The following is a 21,894-nucleotide window of genomic DNA, read 5'->3' on the forward strand; positions in this document are numbered from 1 at the left end:
GTCACGCTTATCGCGTTGAGGAGGCGCATCTTACGCTCCTCACTTCGAAAGTCAAGCGGTTGTTTTCGCTTTTCTTTCGGCGCCCACTTCGCTAGGAAGCTGGCTCATCAGGTTGGCGTGTTCCGCCGTGCTGGTAGGGGCGCATTATAGGGAGCCGCGCCGGGATGGCAAGGGTAAAACTGCAAAAAATGGCACTTTTTGCAGCTTGGTGGTTCAAACGCCTATTTATCAAACAAAACGCCCCGCATAAGCGGGGCGTCAACGAGCAAGAGTGCGGATTTGCTACCTTTTTGACCAGAACTCCCGGGCAAAGGCGCGTACCTTTTCCCAGTCGGTGAATTCGATGTCCTGGCTGGTATCCGTACTGCCACCAGTGATCGTCATGATCAGCTGGATGATGCGGGTCTGCCACCAGTTGTAGCGGGAGTATCGCAGCGCACCGGCAAACACCCCCAGGGTCTTTGGCTTCCACGGCGAGAGACGCAGAAACTTCTTCATATAGGCATTGGTCTGTGGTGTCTGCTTCTCGGGCTTGCGCGCCGTCAGGTTGACACAGAAGAAGGCGGCGTTGGCCACTTCCAGCTGTTCATGGTGAGCATGAATAAAGCTGAGCAGACTGGGGTGGAAGTTGCCATAGCGGATGGAGGCACCGATCAATACCTTGGCATATTTGCTAAGGTTGCACATCGGCAGGGTGTGCAGATCCTGCATCACCACTTCGCATCCTGATATCTCCTCCAGCATGACATCCACAATTTTCCGCGTTTGCCCGTCCCGGGAAGAATAAAGCACCAAAATCTTGTCCATACCAACCTCAACTACGCCAGAATGCAGGAGTAAACAGTACCAGAAGTGTGAAGATTTCCAATCGGCCAAACAGCATGGCGACCACCAGGATCCACTGTGCCGTCGCCGAGATATTGCCAAAGTTGCTGGAGACCTCACCCAACCCGGGCCCCACGTTGGTGAAGGCGGCCGCCACAGCCGTGAACGCGGTCACCTCGTTCAACCCTGTCATCAGCAACAGCAGCATGAAGATGAAGAACAGGATGATGTAGGTGGCGAAATAGCCCCACACCGCCTCGACGATCCGCTCCGGCACCGCGCGCCGCCCCAGCTTCAGGGTATAGATGGCCCGTGGGTGCACCAGCCGCTTGAGCTCGCGCATCCCCTGCAGGAAGAGGATCATGAAGCGCATCACCTTGATGCCACCCCCGGTGCTGCCGGCACAGCAGCCGATAAAGGCCGAGAACATCAGCAACATGGGCAGGAAGGAGGGCCAGTCGGCGTAGCTGGTCGTGCTGTAGCCCGTGGTCGTGCCAAGGGAGACCGCCTGGAACAGGCCGTGGTTGAGCGCCTCCTGCCAGGTGGCGTAGTGACCGTGGAACAGCAGGGAGACGAAACAGATCAGCACCAGCACGCCCTGGATCCCCAGGAACACCTTCAATTCGGAGTCCCGCAGATAGCTGCTCAACCGCACTGGCTTGTGGGCGAACACCATGAAGTGCAGGGCGAAGTTGACGCTGGCCAGCAGCAGGAACAGCACGGTGATCAGGTTGATGGCCGGGCTGTTGAAGAAACCTATGCTGGCATCGTGAGTCGAGAAGCCGCCCACCGACAAGGTGGAGAAGGAGTGGCAGATGGCATCGAACAGTGTCATTCCCGCCATCCAGTAGGCCAGGGCACAGAGGGTAGTCAGCAACAGGTAGATGAACCAGAGCGCCTTGGCCGTCTCGGCGATGCGCGGGGTCACCTTGTTATCCTTGACCGGCCCCGGGATCTCGGCGCGATAGAGCTGCATGCCCCCGATGCCGAGCAAGGGCAGCACGGCCACGGCCAGCACTATGATCCCCATGCCCCCCAACCATTGCAGCAGCTGGCGGTAGAACAAAAAGGCCTTGGGCAGGCTGTCCAGCCCGGTCAGCACTGTCGCCCCCGTGGTCGTCAGGCCGGAGAATGATTCGAAGAAGGCCTCGGAGACCGACATGTTCGGCACGTCGCTGATGATGAAGGGGACGGCCCCCACGCTGCCCAGCACCACCCAGAACAGCACAACGATGAGGAAACCCTCCTTGGATCTGAGGTCTTTCTTATGATGGCGATTGGGGAACCAGAGCAGGGTGCCGAGCAGGAGGGCGATGAAGAAGGAGTTCACAAACTCGGCACCGCCCCCATCGCGATACCCAAAAGCAACCATCGCTGGCAGCAGCATGGTCGAGCTGAACAGCGCGACCAAGAGACCGACGATACGAATGATGCTCAGAATCTGCATTCCGGCTCCCCCTTCAGGCTAAAAGAGCGATGGATTCTAGCCATCTAAGGAGCGAAGAGATACCCGGCCATGGGTTCGGTCTGTCATTTCCTGATCCACCTGACTCCAGATGGCCGCATTCCAGGCCACCTGCAGACGAACCTGCTGGCCATAATCGGCGGCCAGCAACTGGCCCTGATGGGTCGAGATCAGGGCTTCCACCACCCCCATGTCGCCATAGTCGCAGCAGATAAGGGAAGGAGTTTGCTGGCGCTTGATGCGGGTCTCGAGCCGCTTGAGCGCCGCCCCCACCCCGCCGCCATAGGCCTTGACCAGGCCGCCGGTCCCGAGCAGGACGCCACCGTAGTAGCGCACCACCACGGCCGCGACCTCGCCGATACCGGCTCCCATCAGCTGGGCCAGCATGGGCTTGCCGGCTGTGCCCGAGGGTTCGCCGTCATCGCTGAAGCCATAGACCTGGCTGTCTTGCGGCGCCCCGGCGACGAAGGCCCAGCAATGGTGCCGGGCCGTCGGGTGCTGCCGCTTCACCTCGGCGATCCAGGCCTTGGCGGCCTCGACCGTCGGCGCGTGGGCAATCAGGGTGATGAAGCGACTCTTCTTGATCTCCTCGCAAAACTCCAGCGGCGCAGCCGGTATGGCATAGTCTACGGCCATCAGAGCCCTGCTTGCCTGGTGAGGTTCTCCACCCCGTCCCCATGCAGAACCACGTTGTCCTCGATCCGGATGCCACCGAAGGGGCGCAGCGCCTCGACCTTGTTCCAGTTGACCCGTTTGCCCTGCTCGCCGCGGCGTAGCGGCTCCAGCAGGCTGTCGATGAAGTAGAAACCGGGTTCTATGGTGAACACCTGACCCACCTCCATCACCCGGGTACAGCGCAGGTAGGGGAACTGCTCGGGCGCCGCCAGATGGGTACCCCGCTCGTCCTGCATGAAGCCACCGGCATCGTGCACCTGCAGGCCGAGGAAGTGGCCGAGCCCATGGGGGAAGAACACATTGGTCACCCCGGTGTGGATCATCTCGTCCACCGACATGTCCACCAGCTCGGTGGCCTGCAGCAAGCGCGCCAGTCTGTGGTGCATCTGCAGGTGCAGCTCGCTGTAACGGCGACCGGGTTTGATCTCCGCGATGATCTCCTGCTGCTGGGCATCCAGCGCCGCGATGAGATCGGCAAACTCGCCCCGGCGCCAGGCCCAGGTCCGGGTGATGTCGGAGGCATAGCCGTGATAATCCGCCCCGGCATCGATCAGGAAGGAGTGGCGCTCCGCATCCGGCACCCGCTGGGTCGACAGATGGGTGTAATGAAGGATGGCCGCGTTGCGGTTGATGGCGACTATGTTGCCGTAAGGCGCCTCATTGGCCCCCTGCCCGACCGCCTTCATGTAGGCCAGGTTGATCTCGAACTCGCTCGCCCCCGCCATGAAGGAGTCCTTGGCCGCGATGTGGCCACGCACCCCGAGTCGATTCGCCGCCCGCAGACACTCCAGCTCATAGGGCGTCTTGTAGGCACGGTGGTAGTGCAGGTAGTTGAGCACAGCCTCCGGATTGGGCTGCCCCAGTCCCACCAGCTGGGCCACCTCGAGATGACCACCCAGATAGGCCCACTCCTGCTTGTCGGCTGGCAAGTGATTCGCCACCTGTTCCGGCCTGGTCAGCAAGCGGATGTCGAAGAAATCGACCCAGAAGGCATTGGGCAAGTCCGCCACCTTGTGCCAGAAGTCCACCGGCCGGTAGAACAGCAGCACCGGCTTGCTCACCCCGTCCACCAGCAACCAGCAGTGGGGATTGTCCAGTACCGGCAACCAGGCCTTGAAGTGAGGATTGACCTTGAAGGGGTAATCCTGGTCGTCGAGGAAGATGCGGTGAGTCTGGCCTGAATGAATGGCCAGTCCGCTGAGCCCCTGCTGTTGCAGTATGTCGCGGGTGCGCTGCTGCAGGGTGTCGAGATGCTGGGCAAAAAGTTGACTGTAACTGCTCATGGCGTCCTGCTCCGGGCAAATGTGACTTCAGCATAACATCAAGCGAATCAGGGCTCGAGCCGTCAGGCTGCCGCTTCGTGAGGTAACGCATGAGTCAGGGGGTTTTTGTTATGAAACGAAAACCTGCGATTAACAAATAAAGAACAATTCAATACACTGCCGATAGACAGTAGATATCAGCAGTCAGGAACGATTCATGCAAAACCTTTGTCTGTGGAAACCGGATCAGGACAGGATGCAGCACTCCAACCTCCACCAGTTCATGGCCGAGGTCAACCACTTCCACGGCCTGCAACTGCGCAGCTACGCCGACCTCTATCAATGGTCGGTGGAGAAGACCACCCGTTTCTGGCCACTGGTGTGGCAGCACTGCGGCGTCAAGGGAGAGCTGGGCGACATAGTGGCGGAGAACCGCCAGGATATGCAGCGCGCCCGCTGGTTCCCCGACAGCCGGCTCAACTTCGCCGAGAACCTGCTGCGCCGCCAGGACGAGAGCCCAGCCATCATCTCCCGCATCGAGGGTAGCCCAAGCCAGACCTTGAGCTGGCGCGAGCTGGCAGATCAGGTAGCCCGGCTGGCTCAGTGGCTGCGCAGCCAGGGCATAGGCCGTGGCGACGTGGTGGCGGCCTATCTGCCCAATATTCCGGAAACCGTCGTTGCCATGCTGGCTACCACCAGCCTGGGTGCTATCTGGACCTCCACCAGCCCCGACTTCGGCGAGGCCAGCGTGGTGGAGCGCTTCGGCCAGACCCGGCCCAGGGTGCTGTTTGCGGTGGACGGCTATCGCTATGGCGGCAAGGCCATCGACATTCAGGCCAAGGTCGCCAGCGTGGTGAGCCAGTTAGACAGCATAGAGCAGACTGTGGTGATCCCCCTGCTGGGCAACCCGCTGCAACTCGGTCACGACTGGCATCAGGTGCTGGCCAGTCAGCCCGGGGCCCAGCTCGCCTTCGAGCCCATGGCCTTCAACGACCCGCTCTACATCCTCTATTCGTCCGGCACCACCGGCAAACCCAAGTGCATAGTCCACGGCATAGGCGGCACCCTGCTGCAGCACCTGAAAGAGCACCAGCTGCACTGCGACATCAAGCCGGGGGAGCGGGTCTTCTACTTCACCACCTGCGGCTGGATGATGTGGAACTGGCTGGTGAGCGCGCTCGCCTCCGGCGCGACTCTGGTGCTCTACGACGGATCCCCCTTCTACCCGGACGGCAACGTGTTGTGGGATCTCGCCCGCGACGAAGAGGTCGCCCTGTTCGGCACCTCGGCCAAATACCTGGATGCGCTGCACAAGCAGGACTATGCCCCGATCAAGACCCACCCGCTGCCGCAGTTGCGGCTGATCTGCAGCACCGGCTCCGTGCTGTCGCCGGAGGGATTCGACTACGTCTACCAGCAGATCAAGCGGGATGTGCAACTCAGCTCCATCTCCGGTGGCACCGACATCTGCTCCTGCTTCGTCATCGGCAACCCGCTCAGCCCCGTCTATCGCGGCGAGAGTCAGGGGCGCGGCCTTGGCCTCGCGGTGCAGGTGTTCAACGAGGCCGGCCAGTCGGTACAGGGGGAGAAGGGCGAGCTGGTCTGCACCAAGCCCTTCCCGGCCCAGCCCATCTACTTCTGGGGCGACGAGAACGGCGACAAGTACCACGCCGCCTACTTCGAGCGCTTTGACAACATCTGGTGCCACGGCGACTGGATCGAGCTGACCCCGACCGGCGGCATCCTCTTCTACGGCCGCTCCGACGCCACCCTCAACCCGGGGGGGGTGCGCATCGGCACCAGCGAGATCTACCGCTACGTGGAGCAGCTCGACGAGGTAGAGGAGAGCATCGTCATCGGCCAGCAGTGGCAGCAGGACGAGCGGGTAGTGCTGTTCGTCAAGCTCAAGGCAGGCTGCAAGCTGGACGAGCCGCTGCGCGAGCGGATCCGCCAGCAGATCAAACGGCACTGCACCGCCCGCCACGTACCCGCCCGCATACTGCAGGTGGATGCCATTCCTCGCACCAAGTCCGGCAAGATAGTCGAGCTGGCAGTGCGGGAGGTGGTGCACAACAGGCCCGTCAACAACACCCATGCCCTCGCCGACCCCGAGGTGCTGAACCAGTATCGCGACAGGCCGGAGCTGGCCAGTTGATAAACGACTCATACCCAGAGCAGGCGCCGCAGGGCGCCTCTCTTTTGCCCGTTTTGTGATGAGGAGCTTTTACTCGAGATCTGTTAAACAAATGTTTTAAATAGGTGTTGAAAATGTCTCCTTTTGGATCAATAGTGAGCCTCGCCCCCTGCTGGGGAGAAAGGAGCAAAGCCCCCCACCGCGTGGGAACAAGGAGACACTCTCATGATCTACCAAGGCGAAACCCTGTCGGTCAGCTACCTCGAAGACGGCATTGCCGAGCTGAGGTTTGATGCCCCGGGTTCAGTCAACAAGCTGGATCGCGCTACCCTGCTCTCGCTGAGCGAAGCGATCCCCGCATTAAAGCAACAAGCCGATTTGAAGGGTCTGATCCTCACCTCCGGCAAAGACGCCTTTATCGTCGGCGCCGACATCACCGAATTCCTGGAACTGTTCAGCCTGCCGCAAGAAGATCTGCTCGGCTGGCTGAAAAAGGCCAACGACATCTTCAGCGCCATCGAAGATCTGCCGGTGCCGACCCTGTCCGCCATCAAGGGCCACGCCCTGGGCGGCGGCTGCGAGACCATACTCTCCACCGATTTCCGTCTGGCTGACACCACCGCCAAGATCGGCCTGCCCGAGACCAAGCTCGGCATCATGCCGGGCTTTGGCGGCACAGTCCGTCTGCCGCGCCTCATCGGCGCCGACAACGCCCTGGAGTGGATCACCACAGGCAAGGATTATCGTGCCGATGACGCCCTCAAGGTGGGTGCCATCGACGCCGTGGTCGCCCCCGCAGCGCTGCAGAGCGCCGCCGTGCAGATGATGAGAGACGCCATCGCGGGCAAGCTGGACTGGCAGAGCCGTCGCGCCGCCAAGAAGGCGCCGCTGCGCCTCTCCAAGCTGGAAGCCATGATGAGCTTCACCACCGCCGCCGGCATGGTTGCCGCCGTGGCCGGAAAACACTATCCGGCGCCCATGACCGCGGTGAAAACCGTCGAGGCCGCCGCCGGCATGAGCCGCGACGAGGCGCTCAACGTCGAGGCGCAAGGTTTCATCAAGCTGGCCAAGACCGACGTGGCCAAGGCGCTGGTCGGCATCTTCCTGAACGATCAGCACATCAAGGCGCTGGCCAAGAAAGCCGCCAAGCAGGCGAACAAGGCCACCGGCCACGCCGCAGTGCTGGGTGCCGGCATCATGGGGGGCGGTATCGCCTACCAGTCCGCCAGCAAGGGCATCCCGGCCGTGATGAAGGACATCAACGAGAAGGCGCTGGCGCTTGGCATGGGCGAGGCCACCAAGCTGCTCAACGGACAGCTCGAGCGCGGTCGCATCGACGGCATCAAGATGGGCCAGGTGCTCTCCGCCATCACCCCGACCCTCAGCTATGACAACGTCAAGCATGTGGACGTGGTGGTCGAAGCCGTGGTTGAAAACCCGAAAGTGAAGGCCGCCGTACTGGGCGAAGTGGAAGGCATTATCGGTGACGACGCCGTGCTCGCCAGCAACACCTCCACCATCCCCATCTCCCTGCTGGCCAAGGGGCTGAAGCGCCCCGAGAACTTCTGCGGCATGCACTTCTTCAACCCGGTGCACCGCATGCCCCTGGTGGAGATCATCCGCGGCGAGCAGACGTCGGACGACACCATCAACCGCGTGGTGGCCTACGCCGCCGCCATGGGCAAGTCCCCAGTGGTGGTCAACGACTGCCCGGGCTTCTTCGTCAACCGCGTGCTCTTCCCCTACTTCTTCGGTTTCAACAAGCTGGTTGCTGATGGCGCCGACTTCGCCGCCGTCGACAAGGTGATGGAGAAGGAGTTCGGCTGGCCCATGGGCCCCGCCTACCTGCTGGACGTGGTCGGCATCGACACCGGCCACCATGCCGGTGACGTCATGGCCCAGGGCTTCCCGACTCGCATGAGCAAGGAAGGGCGCACCGCCATCGACGTGATGTATGAGGTGAGCCGTTTCGGTCAGAAGAATGGCAAGGGTTTCTACGCCTACGAGCAGGACAAGAAAGGCAAGCCGAAGAAGGTGGCCGATGCCGCTGCCTACGAGCTGCTGGCCCCCATCGCCAAGGCGAAGCAGGAGTTCGACAAGGACGCCATCATAGCCCGCATGATGATCCCCATGATCAACGAGGTGGTGCTCTGTCTGGAAGAGGGCATAGTTGCCACGCCAGCCGAAGCCGACATCGCGCTGGTCTACGGTCTGGGCTTCCCTCCCTTCCGCGGTGGCGTGTTCCGCTATCTGGACACCATTGGTCTGGATCGCTACGTGGCCATGGCCGACCAGTATGCCGATCTGGGCCCGCTCTACCGCGTCAGCGACAAGCTGCGTGAGATGGCCGCCCAGGGCAAAACCTTCTACTGATTGCGGAAAGGAGATCCATTCATGAAAGACGTAGTCATTGTCGACTGTATCCGGACCCCCATGGGCCGGTCCAAGGGCGGCGCCTTCCGCAACGTGCGTGCAGAAGATCTGTCCGCGCACCTGATGAGCTCCATCCTGCTGCGCAACCCCAACCTCGACCCGAACGAGATCGAGGATATCTACTGGGGCTGCGTGCAGCAGACCCTGGAGCAGGGCTTCAACATCGCCCGCAACGCCGCCTTGCTGGCCGGCATCCCGAAACAGGTGGGGGCGGTCACCGTCAACCGCCTGTGCGGATCCAGCATGCAGGCGCTGCATGACGCCTCTCGCGCCATTCAGGTGGGTGATGGGGACATCTTCATCATCGGCGGCGTCGAGCACATGGGCCACGTGCCCATGAGCCACGGGGTCGACTTCCACCCCGGCATGGCCAAATCGGTGGCCAAGGCCTCCGGCATGATGGGGCTGACCGCCGAGATGCTCGGCAAGCTGCACGGCATCAGCCGAGCGCAGCAGGACGAGTTTGCCGCCCGCTCCCATCGCCGCGCCCATGCTGCCACCGTGGAAGGACGCTTCGCCAGGGAGATCGTCGGGCTGGAAGGGCACGACGCCAGCGGCGCCCGCTTCTTCTACGACTACGACGAGGTGATCCGCCCGGAGACCACGGTCGACACCCTGAGCCAGCTGCGCCCGGTGTTTGACCCGGTCAACGGCACCGTCACCGCCGGCACCTCCTCGGCCCTGTCAGACGGTGCCGCCGCCATGCTGGTGATGAGCGCTGACCGCGCCAAGGCGCTGGGACTCACCCCCCGCGCCAGGGTGCGCGCCATGGCCATCGCCGGCTGTGACGCCGCCATCATGGGTTACGGCCCTGTGCCGGCCACCCAGAAGGCGCTCAAGCGTGCCGGTCTGACCGTCGGCGACATCGACCTGTTCGAGCTGAACGAGGCGTTCGCCGCCCAGTCCCTGCCCTGCGTCAAGGATCTCGGTCTGCAGGATCTGGTGGACGAGAAGGTGAACCTGAACGGCGGCGCCATTGCGCTGGGCCACCCGCTGGGCTGCTCCGGCGCGCGCATCTCCACCACCCTGATCAACCTGATGGAGGAGAAGGATGCCACTCTGGGGGTCGCCACCATGTGCATCGGCCTGGGTCAGGGTATCGCCACAGTGTTCGAGCGGGTGTGATCTAGGCGGCTCACGCCAGGCGTGAGCCGCCATTGTCTTGTTGGGGTCGGCCCGTCCGGCCCGTTGTCGAGTCTGTGGAGCGCGCCACACGGGGTGCGCTCCTGCCGTCGGAATCTGCGTGTTGGCCGGCCCGTTTGGGTCGGCCTTTTTTATTCCGTTATCCCGATCAGGGCCAATTCGGGGGCTATATTGCCCATAACTTCACATTAGAGGGGGGCCTTGCTTGCTTTTTGCTCCCCCGACAGGTTCAATCTGCACAAAAAAATGGGTGGATGCACATACATATGTCAACGAGCAAACAACTGCTTATCGTCGACGACGATCAGGAGATCCGCGAGCTGCTCAACGAATACCTGACCCGGGCGGGTTTCCAGGTATTGACGGCGGCAGGAGGCGACGAGATGCGCCAGCAACTCGCCCAGCACAGCCCGGACCTCATCATTCTGGACATCATGATGCCCGGCGACGACGGCTTTACCCTCTGCCAGCAGATCCGTCGCGACTCCCAGGTCCCCATCATCATGCTGACCGCTGCCTCCGATGAGGCGGATCGGGTGATCGGCCTCGAACTCGGCGCCGACGACTACATCGCCAAGCCGTTCAGCCCGCGTGAGCTGCAGGCCCGCATCAAGGCGCTGCTGCGCCGTGCCGAATTCCGCCAGCCGGAGAAAGAGAAGGAGCCGAGCCGCCGCCTGCGCTTCGCCGACTGGACACTGGACACCCTGAGCCACCAGCTGACCCACGACGACGGCAGCCTGCTGGATCTCTCCGGCAGCGACGCCCTGCTGCTCGGCATGTTCCTGCAACAGCCCGGCGTGGTGCTGGACAGGGACACCATCTCCGATGCCACCCGGGGCCGCGAGAGCCTGCCCATGGAGCGCGGCATCGACGTGCAGATCAGCCGTCTGCGCCAGAAGCTGGGTGACAACGGCAAGAGCCCGCGCATCATCAAGACCATACGCGGCAGCGGCTACATGCTGATCGCGGAAGTACACGAGATCCCGTGAAAGGGGAGAGGCAAGCGGCACGGCTCAGAGGCAGGGCCAGATGCTGACTGACAAGAGGCACGCAATCCCATGAGAAGTCGGCGATTCTGGCAGGCACTGATCCCCCGCTCCCTGCTGTCACGGATGCTGCTGTTGTTGCTGCTCGCCATCCTGCTCTCCCAGACCATACTCACCGGCATCTGGATGCAGCAGATCCAGAAGCGGGAGCTGGAGGGCATGCTCAGCACCACCCGCAACCTGGCGCTCTCCGCCGCCTCCACAGTCAACTTCTTCAAGTCACTGCCGCTGCAGTACCGCCACATCGCCCTGGACCAGCTGCGCAACATGGGGGGCAGCCGCTTCTTCGTCTCCCTGAACGAGGAAGAGATCCACATCAGCGCCATCCCGGACAGCGAGCGCAAGACGCTGGTGCTGAAGGAGGTGGAGGAGGTGCTGACCCGCAAGCTCTCCGACGCCATGGCCATCAAGGTGGATTTCTCGCGGCCCGAGGAGCTGCACGTCTTCAACAACGACACTTTGCTGGCGGATCTGCCCTCCTCCTGGGCCCGCTACACCCTGTCGCTGGAGCCCATCAACCCGCCGGTGCTGGTGACCCAGATCGAGATAGAACCGGGGGAGTGGCTCTATCTGGCGGCCCTGCTGCCCGCCCCCTACATGACGCTGGATGACACCGTCATGCCGAGCAACCAGGTGCGCTTCATCGCCCTGATGACCGTCTTCCTCTGCTTCTTCACCTTCATGCTGGTGCGCTGGCAGACCCGGCCCCTGCGCCGGCTGGCCAAGGCGGCGGTCAACCTCGGCAAGGACATCGACCAGCCCTCTCTCAAGGAGGAGGGCGCCTCCGAAATCGTGGCGGCGACCCGTGCCTTCAACATCATGCAGCAGCGCATCCGCCGCTTCATAGACGACAGGGAACGCCTGTTCAGCTCCATCTCTCACGATCTCAAGACCCCCATCACCCGGCTGCGACTGCGGGTCGAGCTGCTCGACGACGAGGCCCAGATAGCCAAGTTCAACAAGGATTTGGACGAGCTGGAGCTGATGGTGAAGGGGGCGCTGCAGACGGTGAAGGAGACCGACATCCACGAGAACCTCGAGCTCATCGACATCAATGCCCTGCTGGAGCAGATGGCGGAGGCCATGAACCTGCACGAGGATCTGCTCACCATAGAGGGGCACTGCAAGTGGCCCTATCGCGGCAAGCTGCTGGCCCTCAAGCGCTGCATCGGCAACCTGGTGGACAACGGCATCAAGTACGGCCATAGGGTGCGCGTCATCCTGATGGATGACGAGGAGATGCTGATCCTCTTCATCATGGACGAGGGCCCCGGTCTGCCGGAGGATCAGTTCGAGCGCATCTTCGAGCCCTACTACCGCCTCAGCACGGATTCTGCCGGAACCGGGCTGGGTCTTGGCATAGCCCGCAACATAGCCCACGCCCACGGCGGCGATCTGGTGCTGGAAAATCGCCCCCAGGGCGGCCTGCAGGCCACCCTCTCCCTACCAAGGCAGTAAAGCTTATGAAGTGGTTGTCGTTTTCTGTCATCGCCCTGTTGTCCCTGCCCGTCGGCGCCTCCCAGCGCGTCGGGGTGCTGCACGGGTGGCGTGTGGTAGGCACCGACCACTCTCCTTCCATCAAGGCAGTCACAGTATGAAGCTGTTCCCGTTTGCCATTGTCGCCCTGCTCTCCCTGCCCGTCGGTGCCTCCCAGGTGGAGGTGTTGCACTGGTGGACCTCCGGCGGCGAGGCCAAGGCGGTAGAGGTACTCAAGTCGGAATGGGCCGAGCAGGGCAACCAGTGGAACGACTTCGCGGTACAGGGCGGCGGCGGCAAGAGCGCCATGACGGTGCTGAAAAGCCGGGCGCTGGCGGCCAACCCGCCGGAGGCGGCACACCTCAAGGGATATGAGCTGCACGAGTGGGCCAGCCTGGGCTTCCTGCGCGACCTCAGCCCCATGGCCGAGCACCTCGGCTGGTACCCGCAACTCTCCCCCATGGTCCGTGACACCCTCAGCCAGAACGGCGCCCTGATGGCGGTGCCCACCGGCATCCACAGAGTCAACTGGCTGTGGCTCAACCGCAAGCTGTTCGAGCGGCTGGGGCTGACACCCCCCACCGACTGGGTCCAGTTCGTGGTGGTGGCGGACAAGCTCAAGGCGCAGGGCGTCACCCCGCTGGCCATCGGCAACGAACCCTGGCAGCTGGCTGTGCTGTTCGAGACGGTGGCGCTAGGTGAAGGGGGCAAGGCCTTCTATCGCAAGGCCTTTCTGGAGCAGGACAGCGCCACCCTGACCGGCCCCGACATGGTGCGGGTGCTGACCCGATTCCAGCAGCTGCGCGCCTATGTACCGGAAAAATACGCCGGCCTGAAGTGGCACCAGGCCACCAACCTGCTGGAGAGCGGCGGCGCCGCCATGCAGATCATGGGAGACTGGGTGAAGGGGGAGCTGAGCGCCGGCAACTACAGACCCGGGGAGGACATCGACTGCCTGCCAAGCCCGGGGAGCCAGGGCCTCTTCAGCTACAACCTGGACTCCATCGCCATGTTCAAGCAGCGGGATCCGGCCCAGCTGCAGGCCCAGGGCGAGCTGGCCCGCCTGCTGATGACACCGCGCTTCCAGGAGGAGTTCAACCGGGTGAAGGGCTCCATCCCGGCGCTCACCAAACCGGACATGAGCAAGTTCGATCGCTGCGCCATCCGCTCCTATCAGGACTTCCTCCACGCCGAGCAGCAGGACAACCTGCTGCCCAGCATGGCGGAGGGGATGGCGGTTCCGACCAATATGCGCCAGGGGATCATGGATGTGCTGAGCAGCTTCTTCAACGACCCCAACGCCAACCCGGCACAGACAGCGCAGCAGCTGGAGCGCGCCATGCGCTCGACCCGCTCGGGCGCGGAGCAGAAATGACAAAGGCGGACATCGTCCGCCTTTGTGGGTGAATCGTCATCCGATTCAGGATTGATCGTTCTCGTCCTCATCCTCGTCGTAGTAGTCGCTGAGCTCGATCCAGAGCCCCAGCCCTATCATCACCATGGACCCGAACCAGGTGCCGGTGTTTCCGATCGGGCTGCCCAGCACTATCATGGCGAACGACAGGAACCCCATACCTGCGTAGGCTTGCAATCTGCCGTAGGAGACCTGCATATTCACACCTCCTTGTTGAATATGGTTCAATTTTTATATTACTCATCGGGCAAGGTCTGGATAGAGCCGGATCACACTTTGGTTACATATGCTGTCTGAAGACCCTGATGTTTGATTATTTTTTCGCCTTGAGTATCATTGGCAGCTGAATTGGTTGAAGGTTGATTATTGATGAGTGCTTTATTCTGCGATGCGACTCATGAGTTGGACGCAATCGGGCTTCGTTGCCCCGAGCCAGTGACGATAGCGCGCAAGAAGGTGCGGCTGAAGGTTGATTATTGATGAGTACTTTATTCTGCGATGCAACTCATGAGTTGGACGCAATCGGGCTTCGTTGCCCTGAACCCGTGATGATGGTTCGCAAGAAAGTGCGGCTGATGGCCGAAGGCGAGACCCTGCTGGTCAGTGCCGACGATCCTTCCACCACCCGCGACATCCCGAGTTTCTGCCGCTTCATGGATCACACCCTGATCGCCAGCGAGACAGAGCAGGCCCCCTATCGCTATCTGATCCGCAAGGGTCAATGAGCCCCAGTACCGGAGCAATCCATGACGATTACCCGAATCGGCACCACGGCCCGCTGGTCTGATGTTGTCATCCACAACGGCACCCTCTATGTGGTGGAAGTCCCCGCCACCGACGAGGCCGACATTCACCAGCAGACCCGCGAAGTGCTGACCAGCCTGCAACGCCTGCTGGAGGCCAACGGTTCCGGGGTCGACAAGATCCTGATGGCCAACATCTATCTCAAGGACATTGGCGACATCGCCGCCTTCAACGCCCAGTGGGATGCCTGGATCCCGGCTGGCACCGCACCGGTGAGAGCCTGCGTACAGGCCCGTCTGGCCCACGAAGGCTACAAGGTGGAAGTGCAGCTGACTGCCGCCGTCTAAACAAAGCAGAATGCCTGGCTCCCCTGATGCCGACACAGCCCCCGTTCGCGCCTGCGTGCAGGCCCGCCTGGCCCACGAAGGCTACAAGGTAGAAGTGCAGCTGACTGCCGCCGTCTAAACAAAGCAGGATGCCTGGCTCCCCTGATGCCGACACAGCCCCCGTTCGCGCCTGCGTGCAGGCCCGCCTGGCCCACGAAGGCTACAAGGTGGAAGTGCAGCTGACCGCTGCTGTCTGAGACACGGTTCGCCCCTCATCCCCGGCCCTTCTCCCGATGGGGAGAAGGGAGCAAAGAGCGCCGATACAATCGGGCCACGGCACCCATAGCAAAAGGCCCCGCCAGTAATGGCGGGGCCTTTTCGTTACCGGTAACCGGGCGACTCAGGCAGTCGGGGTCAGGGTGATGGTCACCCGACGGTTCTGGGCCTTGCCGGCGGCAGTGCTGTTGGTGGCAACCGGCTGATCCGGGCCCACGCCACTGGTGGAAATGCGGCTGCCGGTCACGCCCTGACCGATCAGCTGGGCGGCGACGGCGTCAGCACGCTGGGCGGAGAGCTTCATGTTCAGCTCGCGGGAGCCGGTGCTGTCGGTGTGACCGACCACGTTCAGGCGAGTCTTGTCGAACTCGGCCACCACCATGGCCACGCCGGACAGGGTGTTGGCACCGGCGGCTTTGAGCTGGGCGCTGGAGCTGTCGAAGGTGACGTTGTTCGGCATGTTGAGGATCAGCTGATCACCATTGCGGGTCACGCTGACGCCGGTCCCCTGCAGCTTCTCGCGCAGCTTGGCTTCCTGCACATCCATGTAGTAACCGATACCACCACCCAGGGCGGCGCCGGCGGCCACGCCGGTCAGGATCCCCTTCTTGCGATCCCCCTTGCTGGAGGAGAGCGCACCCACGGCAGCGCCGGTCGCCGCACCGGCCAGTGCGCCCCAGGCACCCTTGGAGGTCTGGGATTCACCGGTATAGGGATTGGTGGTGCAGCCTGTCATGGCGATGGTCAGGGCAAGCGCAGGAACCAGTTTCTTGAAATGCATGAAAAAACCTCTGAAAAAGAACGACTCTAGCCGATGGCCGCGCATTCTACCCCAGAGAGGCGCCAGAGTGTGACGCGCGCATTGCGGATATGAACAAGGGGGCCAAAGCCCCCCTGTGTCATGCCGTGAACGGCAGCTGCCTGCCCGGGCAGGCCGGACATCAATATTTGATGTCGCGCGCCTCGTCACGCCCTTCCTGCTTGTTGTCGCGATGCTCCTGACGGCAATCGGCATTGCCCACCAGGCCTTCGCGGCACTCCTGCTTGGCGTCGCGGGATTCCTGACGGGTATCCTGACGCACATCGCGCGCTTCGCGACGCTCCTGGGCCTGTTTGGTTGCCTGTGCAGGCAGGGCAGCCAACAAGGCGGTGGCTGCAAGCAGCGCGAATACGGTCTTCTTCATGGTGGCTCCTTGGCTAAACGAAATACACCGGCTTGGGATGTCTAAATTATACATTGGGGTCAAGATAACCGCCGGACGGGCGCCAGCAGGGCGACCCGGCGGGATCAGTATTTGACGTCGCGGGCCTCGTCTCGGCCCTCCTGCTTGCTGTCGCGATGATCCTGACGGCAATCGGCATTGCCGACCACGCCTTCACGGCACTCCTGCTTGGCATCGCGGGATTCATCCCGGGTGTCCTGACGCACGTCACGGGCATCACGGCGCTCTGCGGCCTGTTCGGTTGCCTGCGCCGGCAACGAGGAGAGCAGGGCGCTGGCAGCCAGCAAGATAAAGGCACATTTCTTCATGATTAACTCCACGGGGTCGACGAGATGGCGGGGCATCCGGCAACTGATTTATATGAATTCACGGGTGGTGGTGTCTGGCGAGTTACCCGCCAGCAGGCCCTTGGGGGCGGCTAGCCTGCTCGGCTGAGGGCCCGATATGCCGCTTGCCGGCTAATCGGGTGCGCTCATCAGCGTTTGACGTCGTTGGCTTTCTCTCTGACGTCCTGTTTGACTTCACGCTTGTCCTGACGGCACTCGTAGTTGTCCTTCTGATCGGCTTCACGGCAGTCCTGCTTGGCATCGCGGATCTCGGGACGCACCTCCTGACGCACGTCGCGGGAATCCTGGCGATCAGTCGCCTGGGCGGGCAGCGTTGCCAGCAGGGAACAAGCCGCCAGAAGCAAACTGCCGGCCGTGCGAATGCGAGATGAATTCAGTGACATGGATTAACCCTCAAAGTTGATGGGCCAATTTTGAGCAGGAGTGACTGTATGCCAGCTGTACCGAAAGGAGAAAACGGGCCCCTGCCCCGTTGGCGCCTGGCCTGGCAGCGGCGGCCGACGAGGTGCTCCTTCATCACGCCTGGGCCAGCACAAGGGTAGGGCGGGCAAGATGGGACAGCGCTTGCCTCCCCCCAGATGCGGGGTTGTCTCACAAGAGCCCATGACCCCAGAGTGGGTGACCTTTCTCACGGAGCCATGCCCATGTCGTCCCTCTCCCGCCCCGCTCTGCTCATCATCGACATCCAGGTGGGCCTCCTTCACGGCCCGGAGGCACCCCATGCCGGTGCCGAGACCCTGGCCAACATCAATCGCCTGAGCCAGGCGGCCCGCAGTGCCGGTCTCCCCGTGCTGGCGGTGCGCCACACGGGCCCGGCCGGCAGCCCCATCGCCGCCGGCAGCCCGTTCTGGCAGCTTGCCCCTGAGCTGGTTATCGGCGACGCCGACCGGGTGTTCGACAAGCAGCGTCCCAGCGCCTTTCATGGCACCGGCCTCGACGACTGGCTGAAGGAGGGCGGGGTGCAAACCCTGATCGTCACCGGCATGAAGACCCAGTACTGCATAGACAGCACCTGCCGGGCCGCAGCGGATCTCGGCTACGCCGTGGTGCTGGTGAGCGATGCCCACACCTGCATGGATACGCCACAGCTGGCCGCAACCCAGATCATCGCCCACCACAACGCCACCCTGGCCGGCCCCTTCGTGCGGCTGATGAGCAGCGACGAGCTGTGCGAGGCGCTGAGCCACGCCCTAGAACCCGGTTGATGGCGGCCCCACAACGAAGAAGGGAGGCCTGAGCCTCCCTTCTCTTTTGACGTGCGCCCGATCTACCCCTGCTGCTGGCACTCGGCGTGGCAGGGGCAGGTCACCAGATGATCGTTCACCATGCCCACCGCCTGCATGAAGGCGTAGCAGATGGTGCTGCCGACGAAGGTGAAGCCGCGTTTCTTGAGGGCCTTGGACATGGCATCCGACTCCTTTGATGTCGCCGGAATGTCGCCGTTGCCCTGGCGCTGGTTGACGATGGGGGCACCGCCCACGAAGCCCCACAGATACTCCACGAAGTCGATGCCTTCCGCCTCCAGCGCCAGATAGGCGTGGGCGTTTTTGATGATCGACTGCACCTTGAGCCGGTTGCGGATGATGCCGCTGTCTTGCATCAATCTCTCCACATCCTGCTCGTCGAACTGCACTATGCGTAGCGGATCGAAGTCGGCATAGGCGCGATGGTAGCTCTCGGTGCGCTTGAGGATGGTGATCCACGACAGCCCCGCCTGCTGACCATCGAGGCAGAGCTTGGCAAACAGCTCCTGCGGGTCACGGACCGGCCTGCCCCACTGCTTGTCATGGTATTCGATGTATTCCGGGTCCCTGGTCACCCAGGCGCAGCGCAGTTCCATTTCCTCTCCCTTGTCATTTCATCGGCCATCAACAGGCCGCTTCCGTCGGCGACATCATAGGGCAAGCGGCAGCATATCCCCACTAATCCCCTGTAATTTCGCCTATTATCCGACCATGCCAGACGGTATACTCCCTCGGTTCACATTCAGCAAATCTTGCTCTGATTTCATTTCGCGCGAAAAACACTATGCAAAAATTCGATGTCAAAACCTTTCAGGGCCTGATCCTGCAGTTGCAGGACTATTGGTCCCGCCAGGGCTGTACCATCATTCAGCCGCTGGATATGGAAGTGGGTGCCGGTACCTCCCACCCCATGACCTGCCTGCGCGCCCTGGGCCCGGAGCCCATCGCCTGCGCCTACGTACAACCGTCCCGCCGTCCCACCGACGGCCGCTACGGCGAGAACCCGAACCGCCTGCAGCACTACTACCAGTTCCAGGTCATCATCAAGCCTTCCCCCGACAACATTCAGGAACTCTATCTGGGCTCCCTGAAAGAGCTGGGCATGGATCCCGAGATCCACGACATCCGCTTCGTGGAAGACAACTGGGAAAACCCGACGCTGGGTGCCTGGGGTCTGGGTTGGGAAGTGTGGCTGAACGGCATGGAAGTGACCCAGTTCACCTACTTCCAGCAGGTTGGCGGCCTCGAGTGCAAGCCGGTCACCGGCGAGATCACCTACGGTCTCGAGCGTCTGGCCATGTACATCCAGGGCGTGGACAGCGTCTACGATCTGGTCTGGTCTGACGGCCCCCTGGGCAAGACCACCTACGGCGACGTCTTCCACCAGAACGAAGTGGAGCAATCCACCTACAACTTCGAACACGCCGATGTGGAGTTCCTGTTCCACTGCTTCGAGCAGTACGAGAAGGAAGCCCAGAATCTGCTGGCACTGGAAAAACCGCTGCCGCTGCCTGCCTACGAGCGCATCCTCAAAGCCGCTCACTCCTTCAACCTGCTGGATGCCCGCAAGGCCATCTCGGTCACCGAGCGTCAGCGCTACATCCTGCGCATTCGCACCCTGACCAAGGCCGTGGCAGAGGCATACTACGCCTCCCGCGAAGCGCTGGGCTTCCCTATGTGTCAGCGCAGTGAGAACAAGCAAGGTTAAGGAACGAACATGGCACAACATACATTTCTGGTAGAGATCGGTACTGCTGAGCTGCCGCCCAAAGCCCTGCGCTCCCTGGCCGAAGCCTTTGCCGACAACTTCAAAGCCGAACTGACCAAGGCCGATCTGGCCTTCGGCGACGTCGAGTGGTTTGCCTCACCGCGCCGTCTGGCGCTGAAAGTGAGCGAGCTAGCTGGCGAACAGCCGAGCAAGAGCGTAGAGAAGCGCGGCCCGGCCGTATCTCAGGCGTTCGATGCGGACGGCAAGCCGACCAAGGCTGCCGAAGGCTGGGCCCGTGGCAACGGCATCACCGTTGAACAGGCCGAGCGTCTGGTCACCGATAAGGGCGAGTGGCTGGTTCACACCGCCAAGGTCGAAGGCCGTCCGGCCAAAGATCTGCTGGGCGAGCTGGTTAGCCAGGCGCTGGCCAAGCTGCCGATCCCGAAAATGATGCGCTGGGGCGACAAGACCATCCAGTTCGTGCGTCCGGTCTTCACCGTGACCCTGCTGCTGGATGGCGATCTGGTTCCCGCTCACATTCTGGGTATCGACTCTGCCCGCACCCTGCGCGGCCACCGCTTTATGGGCGAGAGCGAGTTCACCATCGACAACGCCAGCCAGTACCCGCAGATCCTGCAGGAGCGCGGCATGGTGATTGCCGACTTTATGGCGCGCAAGGCCAAGATCAAGGCTGACGCCGAAGCGGCCGCTGCCGCCTTCGGTGGCGTTGCCGATCTGGACGACGCCCTGCTGGAAGAGGTCACTGCACTGGTCGAGTGGCCTGTGGTGCTGACCGCCAACTTCGAAGAGAAGTTCCTGGCCGTTCCAGCTGAAGCGCTGGTTCACACCATGAAGGGTGACCAGAAGTACTTCCCGGTCTACGACAAGAACGGCAAGCTGCTGCCGAAGTTCATCTTCGTCACCAACATCGAGTCCAAAGACCCGAGCCAGATCATCAGCGGCAACGAGAAGGTGGTTCGCCCCCGTCTCTCAGACGCCGAGTTCTTCTTCAAGACCGACCTCAAGCAAACTCTGGCCTCCCGCCTGCCACGCCTTGAAACCGTGCTGTTCCAACAACAGCTGGGCACCGTCAAGGCCAAGGTCGAGCGCATCGAGAGCGTCGCCGGCTTCATCGCCGAGCGTATCGGCGCCGACGTGGCTCAGGCCAAGCGTGCCGGTCTGCTCTCCAAGTGTGATCTGATGACCAACATGGTCGGCGAGTTCACCGACACCCAGGGTGTCATGGGGATGCACTACGCCCGTCACGATGGCGAAGACGAAGCGGTCGCCGTGGCCCTCAACGAGCAGTACATGCCGCGCTTTGCCGGTGATGCCCTGCCGTCCGGTCTGGTTGCCTGCGCCGTGGCGCTGGCCGACAAGTTCGACACCCTGGCCGGTATCTTCGGCATCGGCATGCTGCCGAAGGGCGACAAAGACCCGTTCGCCCTGCGTCGCGCCGCCATCGGTGCCCTGCGCATCATGACCGAGAAGCAGCTGGATCTGGATCTGGTTGAACTGGTTGAAGAAGCGGTACGCGTCTACGGCGACAAGCTGACCAACAACACCGTCGTCACCGACGTGGTCGACTTCATGCTGGGCCGCTTCCGCGCCGCCTATCAGGACGAAGGTATCGGTGCCGATGTGGTGCTGGCCGTACTGGCCCGCCGCCCGACCCGTCCGCTCGACTTCGATCGTCGCGTCAAGGCCGTCAGCCACTTCCGCAGCCTGGATGCCGCACTGGCACTGGCTGCCGCCAACAAGCGCGTGAGCAACATCCTGGCCAAGGTCGAAGGCGAGTTGCCGACTGCCGTCAAACCGGAACTGCTGGTCGATGCCGCCGAGAAGGCGCTGGCCACCCAGGTTGCCCAACTGCAAGCCGAACTGGCCCCGCTGTTCGCCGCCGGTGACTATCAGGCTGCCCTCACCCGTCTGGCCGCCCTGCGCGAGCCGGTCGATACCTTCTTCAACGAAGTGATGGTGATGGCCGACGACGAGGCCCTCAAGGCCAACCGTCTGGCACTGCTGAACAACTTGCGCAACCTGTTCCTGCAAGTCGCGGATATCTCCCTGCTGCAGTGATTAGAGTTTGCTAACCAGATCAAAAAACGGCGTCGTAAGGCGCCGTTTTTATATGGCAAGATACAAAAACATAT

Annotated in this window: 22 protein-coding genes and 1 pseudogene; 13 read left to right on the forward strand and 10 right to left on the reverse strand. The window is 62.3% G+C overall.

Features of this window, described 5'->3' with window-relative positions:
- Window positions 1-282 precede the first annotated feature (282 nt).
- From hemG to pepQ, 4 genes are read right to left on the reverse strand one after another with little or no spacing between them, the layout of a single operon-like run.
- On the reverse strand, window positions 283-807 hold the full coding sequence (hemG, locus tag AC1IN8_RS19690) for a menaquinone-dependent protoporphyrinogen IX dehydrogenase (RefSeq protein WP_161507752.1): 525 nt from the start codon (window positions 805-807) through the stop codon (window positions 283-285).
- A 7-nt stretch (window positions 808-814) separates the two neighbouring features.
- Window positions 815-2,272, reverse strand: coding sequence for a TrkH family potassium uptake protein (locus tag AC1IN8_RS19695; protein WP_139438646.1), 1,458 nt, complete (start codon window positions 2,270-2,272; stop codon window positions 815-817).
- A 36-nt stretch (window positions 2,273-2,308) separates the two neighbouring features.
- Window positions 2,309-2,926 (reverse strand): YigZ family protein, encoded by a 618-nt coding sequence (locus AC1IN8_RS19700; protein ID WP_479760275.1) that lies wholly within the window; start codon window positions 2,924-2,926, stop codon window positions 2,309-2,311.
- Window positions 2,926-4,248, reverse strand: a complete 1,323-nt coding sequence (gene pepQ / locus AC1IN8_RS19705) for a Xaa-Pro dipeptidase (protein ID WP_479760277.1) — start codon at window positions 4,246-4,248, stop codon at window positions 2,926-2,928. The genes AC1IN8_RS19700 and pepQ overlap by 1 nt, the downstream gene beginning before the upstream one ends.
- A 196-nt stretch (window positions 4,249-4,444) precedes the next feature.
- On the opposite strand from pepQ, the gene AC1IN8_RS19710 reads away from it, so the two are divergent.
- From AC1IN8_RS19710 to AC1IN8_RS19735, 6 genes are all read left to right on the forward strand, one after another.
- Window positions 4,445-6,382, forward strand: a complete 1,938-nt coding sequence (locus AC1IN8_RS19710) for an acetoacetate--CoA ligase (RefSeq protein WP_479760278.1) — start codon at window positions 4,445-4,447, stop codon at window positions 6,380-6,382.
- A gap of 204 nt (window positions 6,383-6,586) precedes the next feature.
- Window positions 6,587-8,734: a fatty acid oxidation complex subunit alpha FadB gene (gene fadB, locus AC1IN8_RS19715; RefSeq protein WP_479760280.1), complete on the forward strand. Its 2,148-nt coding sequence runs from the start codon at window positions 6,587-6,589 to the stop codon at window positions 8,732-8,734.
- Between the two features lie 21 nt (window positions 8,735-8,755).
- Window positions 8,756-9,919: an acetyl-CoA C-acyltransferase FadA gene (fadA, locus tag AC1IN8_RS19720; RefSeq protein ID WP_277395096.1), complete on the forward strand. Its 1,164-nt coding sequence runs from the start codon at window positions 8,756-8,758 to the stop codon at window positions 9,917-9,919.
- 284 nt (window positions 9,920-10,203) lie between these two features.
- Window positions 10,204-10,926, forward strand: coding sequence for a response regulator (locus tag AC1IN8_RS19725; protein WP_162519278.1), 723 nt, complete (start codon window positions 10,204-10,206; stop codon window positions 10,924-10,926).
- 69 nt (window positions 10,927-10,995) lie between these two features.
- Complete coding sequence (locus AC1IN8_RS19730) at window positions 10,996-12,441, forward strand: ATP-binding protein (protein WP_247627758.1); 1,446 nt, start codon at window positions 10,996-10,998, stop codon at window positions 12,439-12,441.
- A 136-nt stretch (window positions 12,442-12,577) separates the two neighbouring features.
- Complete coding sequence (locus tag AC1IN8_RS19735; protein ID WP_479760283.1) at window positions 12,578-13,834, forward strand: ABC transporter substrate-binding protein; 1,257 nt, start codon at window positions 12,578-12,580, stop codon at window positions 13,832-13,834.
- 45 nt (window positions 13,835-13,879) lie between these two features.
- On the opposite strand, the gene AC1IN8_RS19740 is transcribed toward AC1IN8_RS19735, so the two are convergent.
- Window positions 13,880-14,071: a hypothetical protein gene (locus AC1IN8_RS19740; protein ID WP_025328793.1), complete on the reverse strand. Its 192-nt coding sequence runs from the start codon at window positions 14,069-14,071 to the stop codon at window positions 13,880-13,882.
- A gap of 281 nt (window positions 14,072-14,352) precedes the next feature.
- On the opposite strand from AC1IN8_RS19740, the gene tusA reads away from it, so the two are divergent.
- The 4 genes and pseudogenes from tusA to AC1IN8_RS19760 all read left to right on the forward strand — a co-directional run.
- Window positions 14,353-14,598 carry a sulfurtransferase TusA gene (gene tusA / locus AC1IN8_RS19745; protein WP_043128975.1) on the forward strand — a complete coding sequence of 82 codons (246 nt, stop codon included), beginning with the start codon at window positions 14,353-14,355 and terminating at the stop codon, window positions 14,596-14,598.
- Window positions 14,599-14,619: 21 nt separating this feature from the next.
- Window positions 14,620-14,964, forward strand: coding sequence for a RidA family protein (locus AC1IN8_RS19750; RefSeq protein WP_106885435.1), 345 nt, complete (start codon window positions 14,620-14,622; stop codon window positions 14,962-14,964).
- A gap of 10 nt (window positions 14,965-14,974) precedes the next feature.
- A complete protein-coding gene (locus AC1IN8_RS19755; RefSeq protein WP_010672406.1) occupies window positions 14,975-15,082 on the forward strand; it encodes a RidA family protein in 108 nt (35 codons plus the stop codon).
- Window positions 15,083-15,110: 28 nt separating this feature from the next.
- A pseudogene (locus tag AC1IN8_RS19760) lies at window positions 15,111-15,200 on the forward strand (endoribonuclease L-PSP); the annotation flags it as partial.
- A 143-nt stretch (window positions 15,201-15,343) separates the two neighbouring features.
- On the opposite strand, the gene AC1IN8_RS19765 reads toward AC1IN8_RS19760, so the two are convergent.
- The 4 genes from AC1IN8_RS19765 to AC1IN8_RS19780 all read right to left on the reverse strand — a co-directional run bounded on the left by AC1IN8_RS19765 (window position 15,344) and on the right by AC1IN8_RS19780 (window position 17,172).
- Window positions 15,344-16,000, reverse strand: a complete 657-nt coding sequence (locus tag AC1IN8_RS19765) for an OmpA family lipoprotein (protein ID WP_247627755.1) — start codon at window positions 15,998-16,000, stop codon at window positions 15,344-15,346.
- 160 nt (window positions 16,001-16,160) lie between these two features.
- A complete protein-coding gene (locus AC1IN8_RS19770; protein ID WP_005323913.1) occupies window positions 16,161-16,403 on the reverse strand; it encodes a hypothetical protein in 243 nt (80 codons plus the stop codon).
- 104 nt (window positions 16,404-16,507) lie between these two features.
- On the reverse strand, window positions 16,508-16,750 hold the full coding sequence (locus tag AC1IN8_RS19775) for a hypothetical protein (protein ID WP_106885433.1): 243 nt from the start codon (window positions 16,748-16,750) through the stop codon (window positions 16,508-16,510).
- Between the two features lie 167 nt (window positions 16,751-16,917).
- Window positions 16,918-17,172: a hypothetical protein gene (locus AC1IN8_RS19780; protein WP_139438627.1), complete on the reverse strand. Its 255-nt coding sequence runs from the start codon at window positions 17,170-17,172 to the stop codon at window positions 16,918-16,920.
- Window positions 17,173-17,433: 261 nt separating this feature from the next.
- On the opposite strand from AC1IN8_RS19780, the gene AC1IN8_RS19785 reads away from it, so the two are divergent.
- Window positions 17,434-17,994 carry a cysteine hydrolase family protein gene (locus tag AC1IN8_RS19785; protein WP_479760286.1) on the forward strand — a complete coding sequence of 187 codons (561 nt, stop codon included), beginning with the start codon at window positions 17,434-17,436 and terminating at the stop codon, window positions 17,992-17,994.
- Window positions 17,995-18,056: 62 nt separating this feature from the next.
- Here AC1IN8_RS19785 and AC1IN8_RS19790 read toward each other — a convergent pair whose 3' ends face one another.
- Entirely contained in the window at window positions 18,057-18,629 is a 573-nt protein-coding gene (locus AC1IN8_RS19790) for a DNA-3-methyladenine glycosylase I (protein WP_479760288.1), read from the reverse strand.
- Between the two features lie 188 nt (window positions 18,630-18,817).
- On the opposite strand from AC1IN8_RS19790, the gene glyQ reads away from it, so the two are divergent.
- Together glyQ and glyS are read left to right on the forward strand one after the other, a co-directional pair.
- A complete protein-coding gene (gene glyQ / locus AC1IN8_RS19795) occupies window positions 18,818-19,741 on the forward strand; it encodes a glycine--tRNA ligase subunit alpha (RefSeq protein WP_005339464.1) in 924 nt (307 codons plus the stop codon).
- A gap of 9 nt (window positions 19,742-19,750) precedes the next feature.
- Window positions 19,751-21,820 (forward strand): glycine--tRNA ligase subunit beta, encoded by a 2,070-nt coding sequence (glyS, locus tag AC1IN8_RS19800; RefSeq protein ID WP_479760289.1) that lies wholly within the window; start codon window positions 19,751-19,753, stop codon window positions 21,818-21,820.
- Window positions 21,821-21,894 lie beyond the last annotated feature (74 nt).

It is taken from the genome of Aeromonas sp. 130281 (assembly GCF_056642115.1).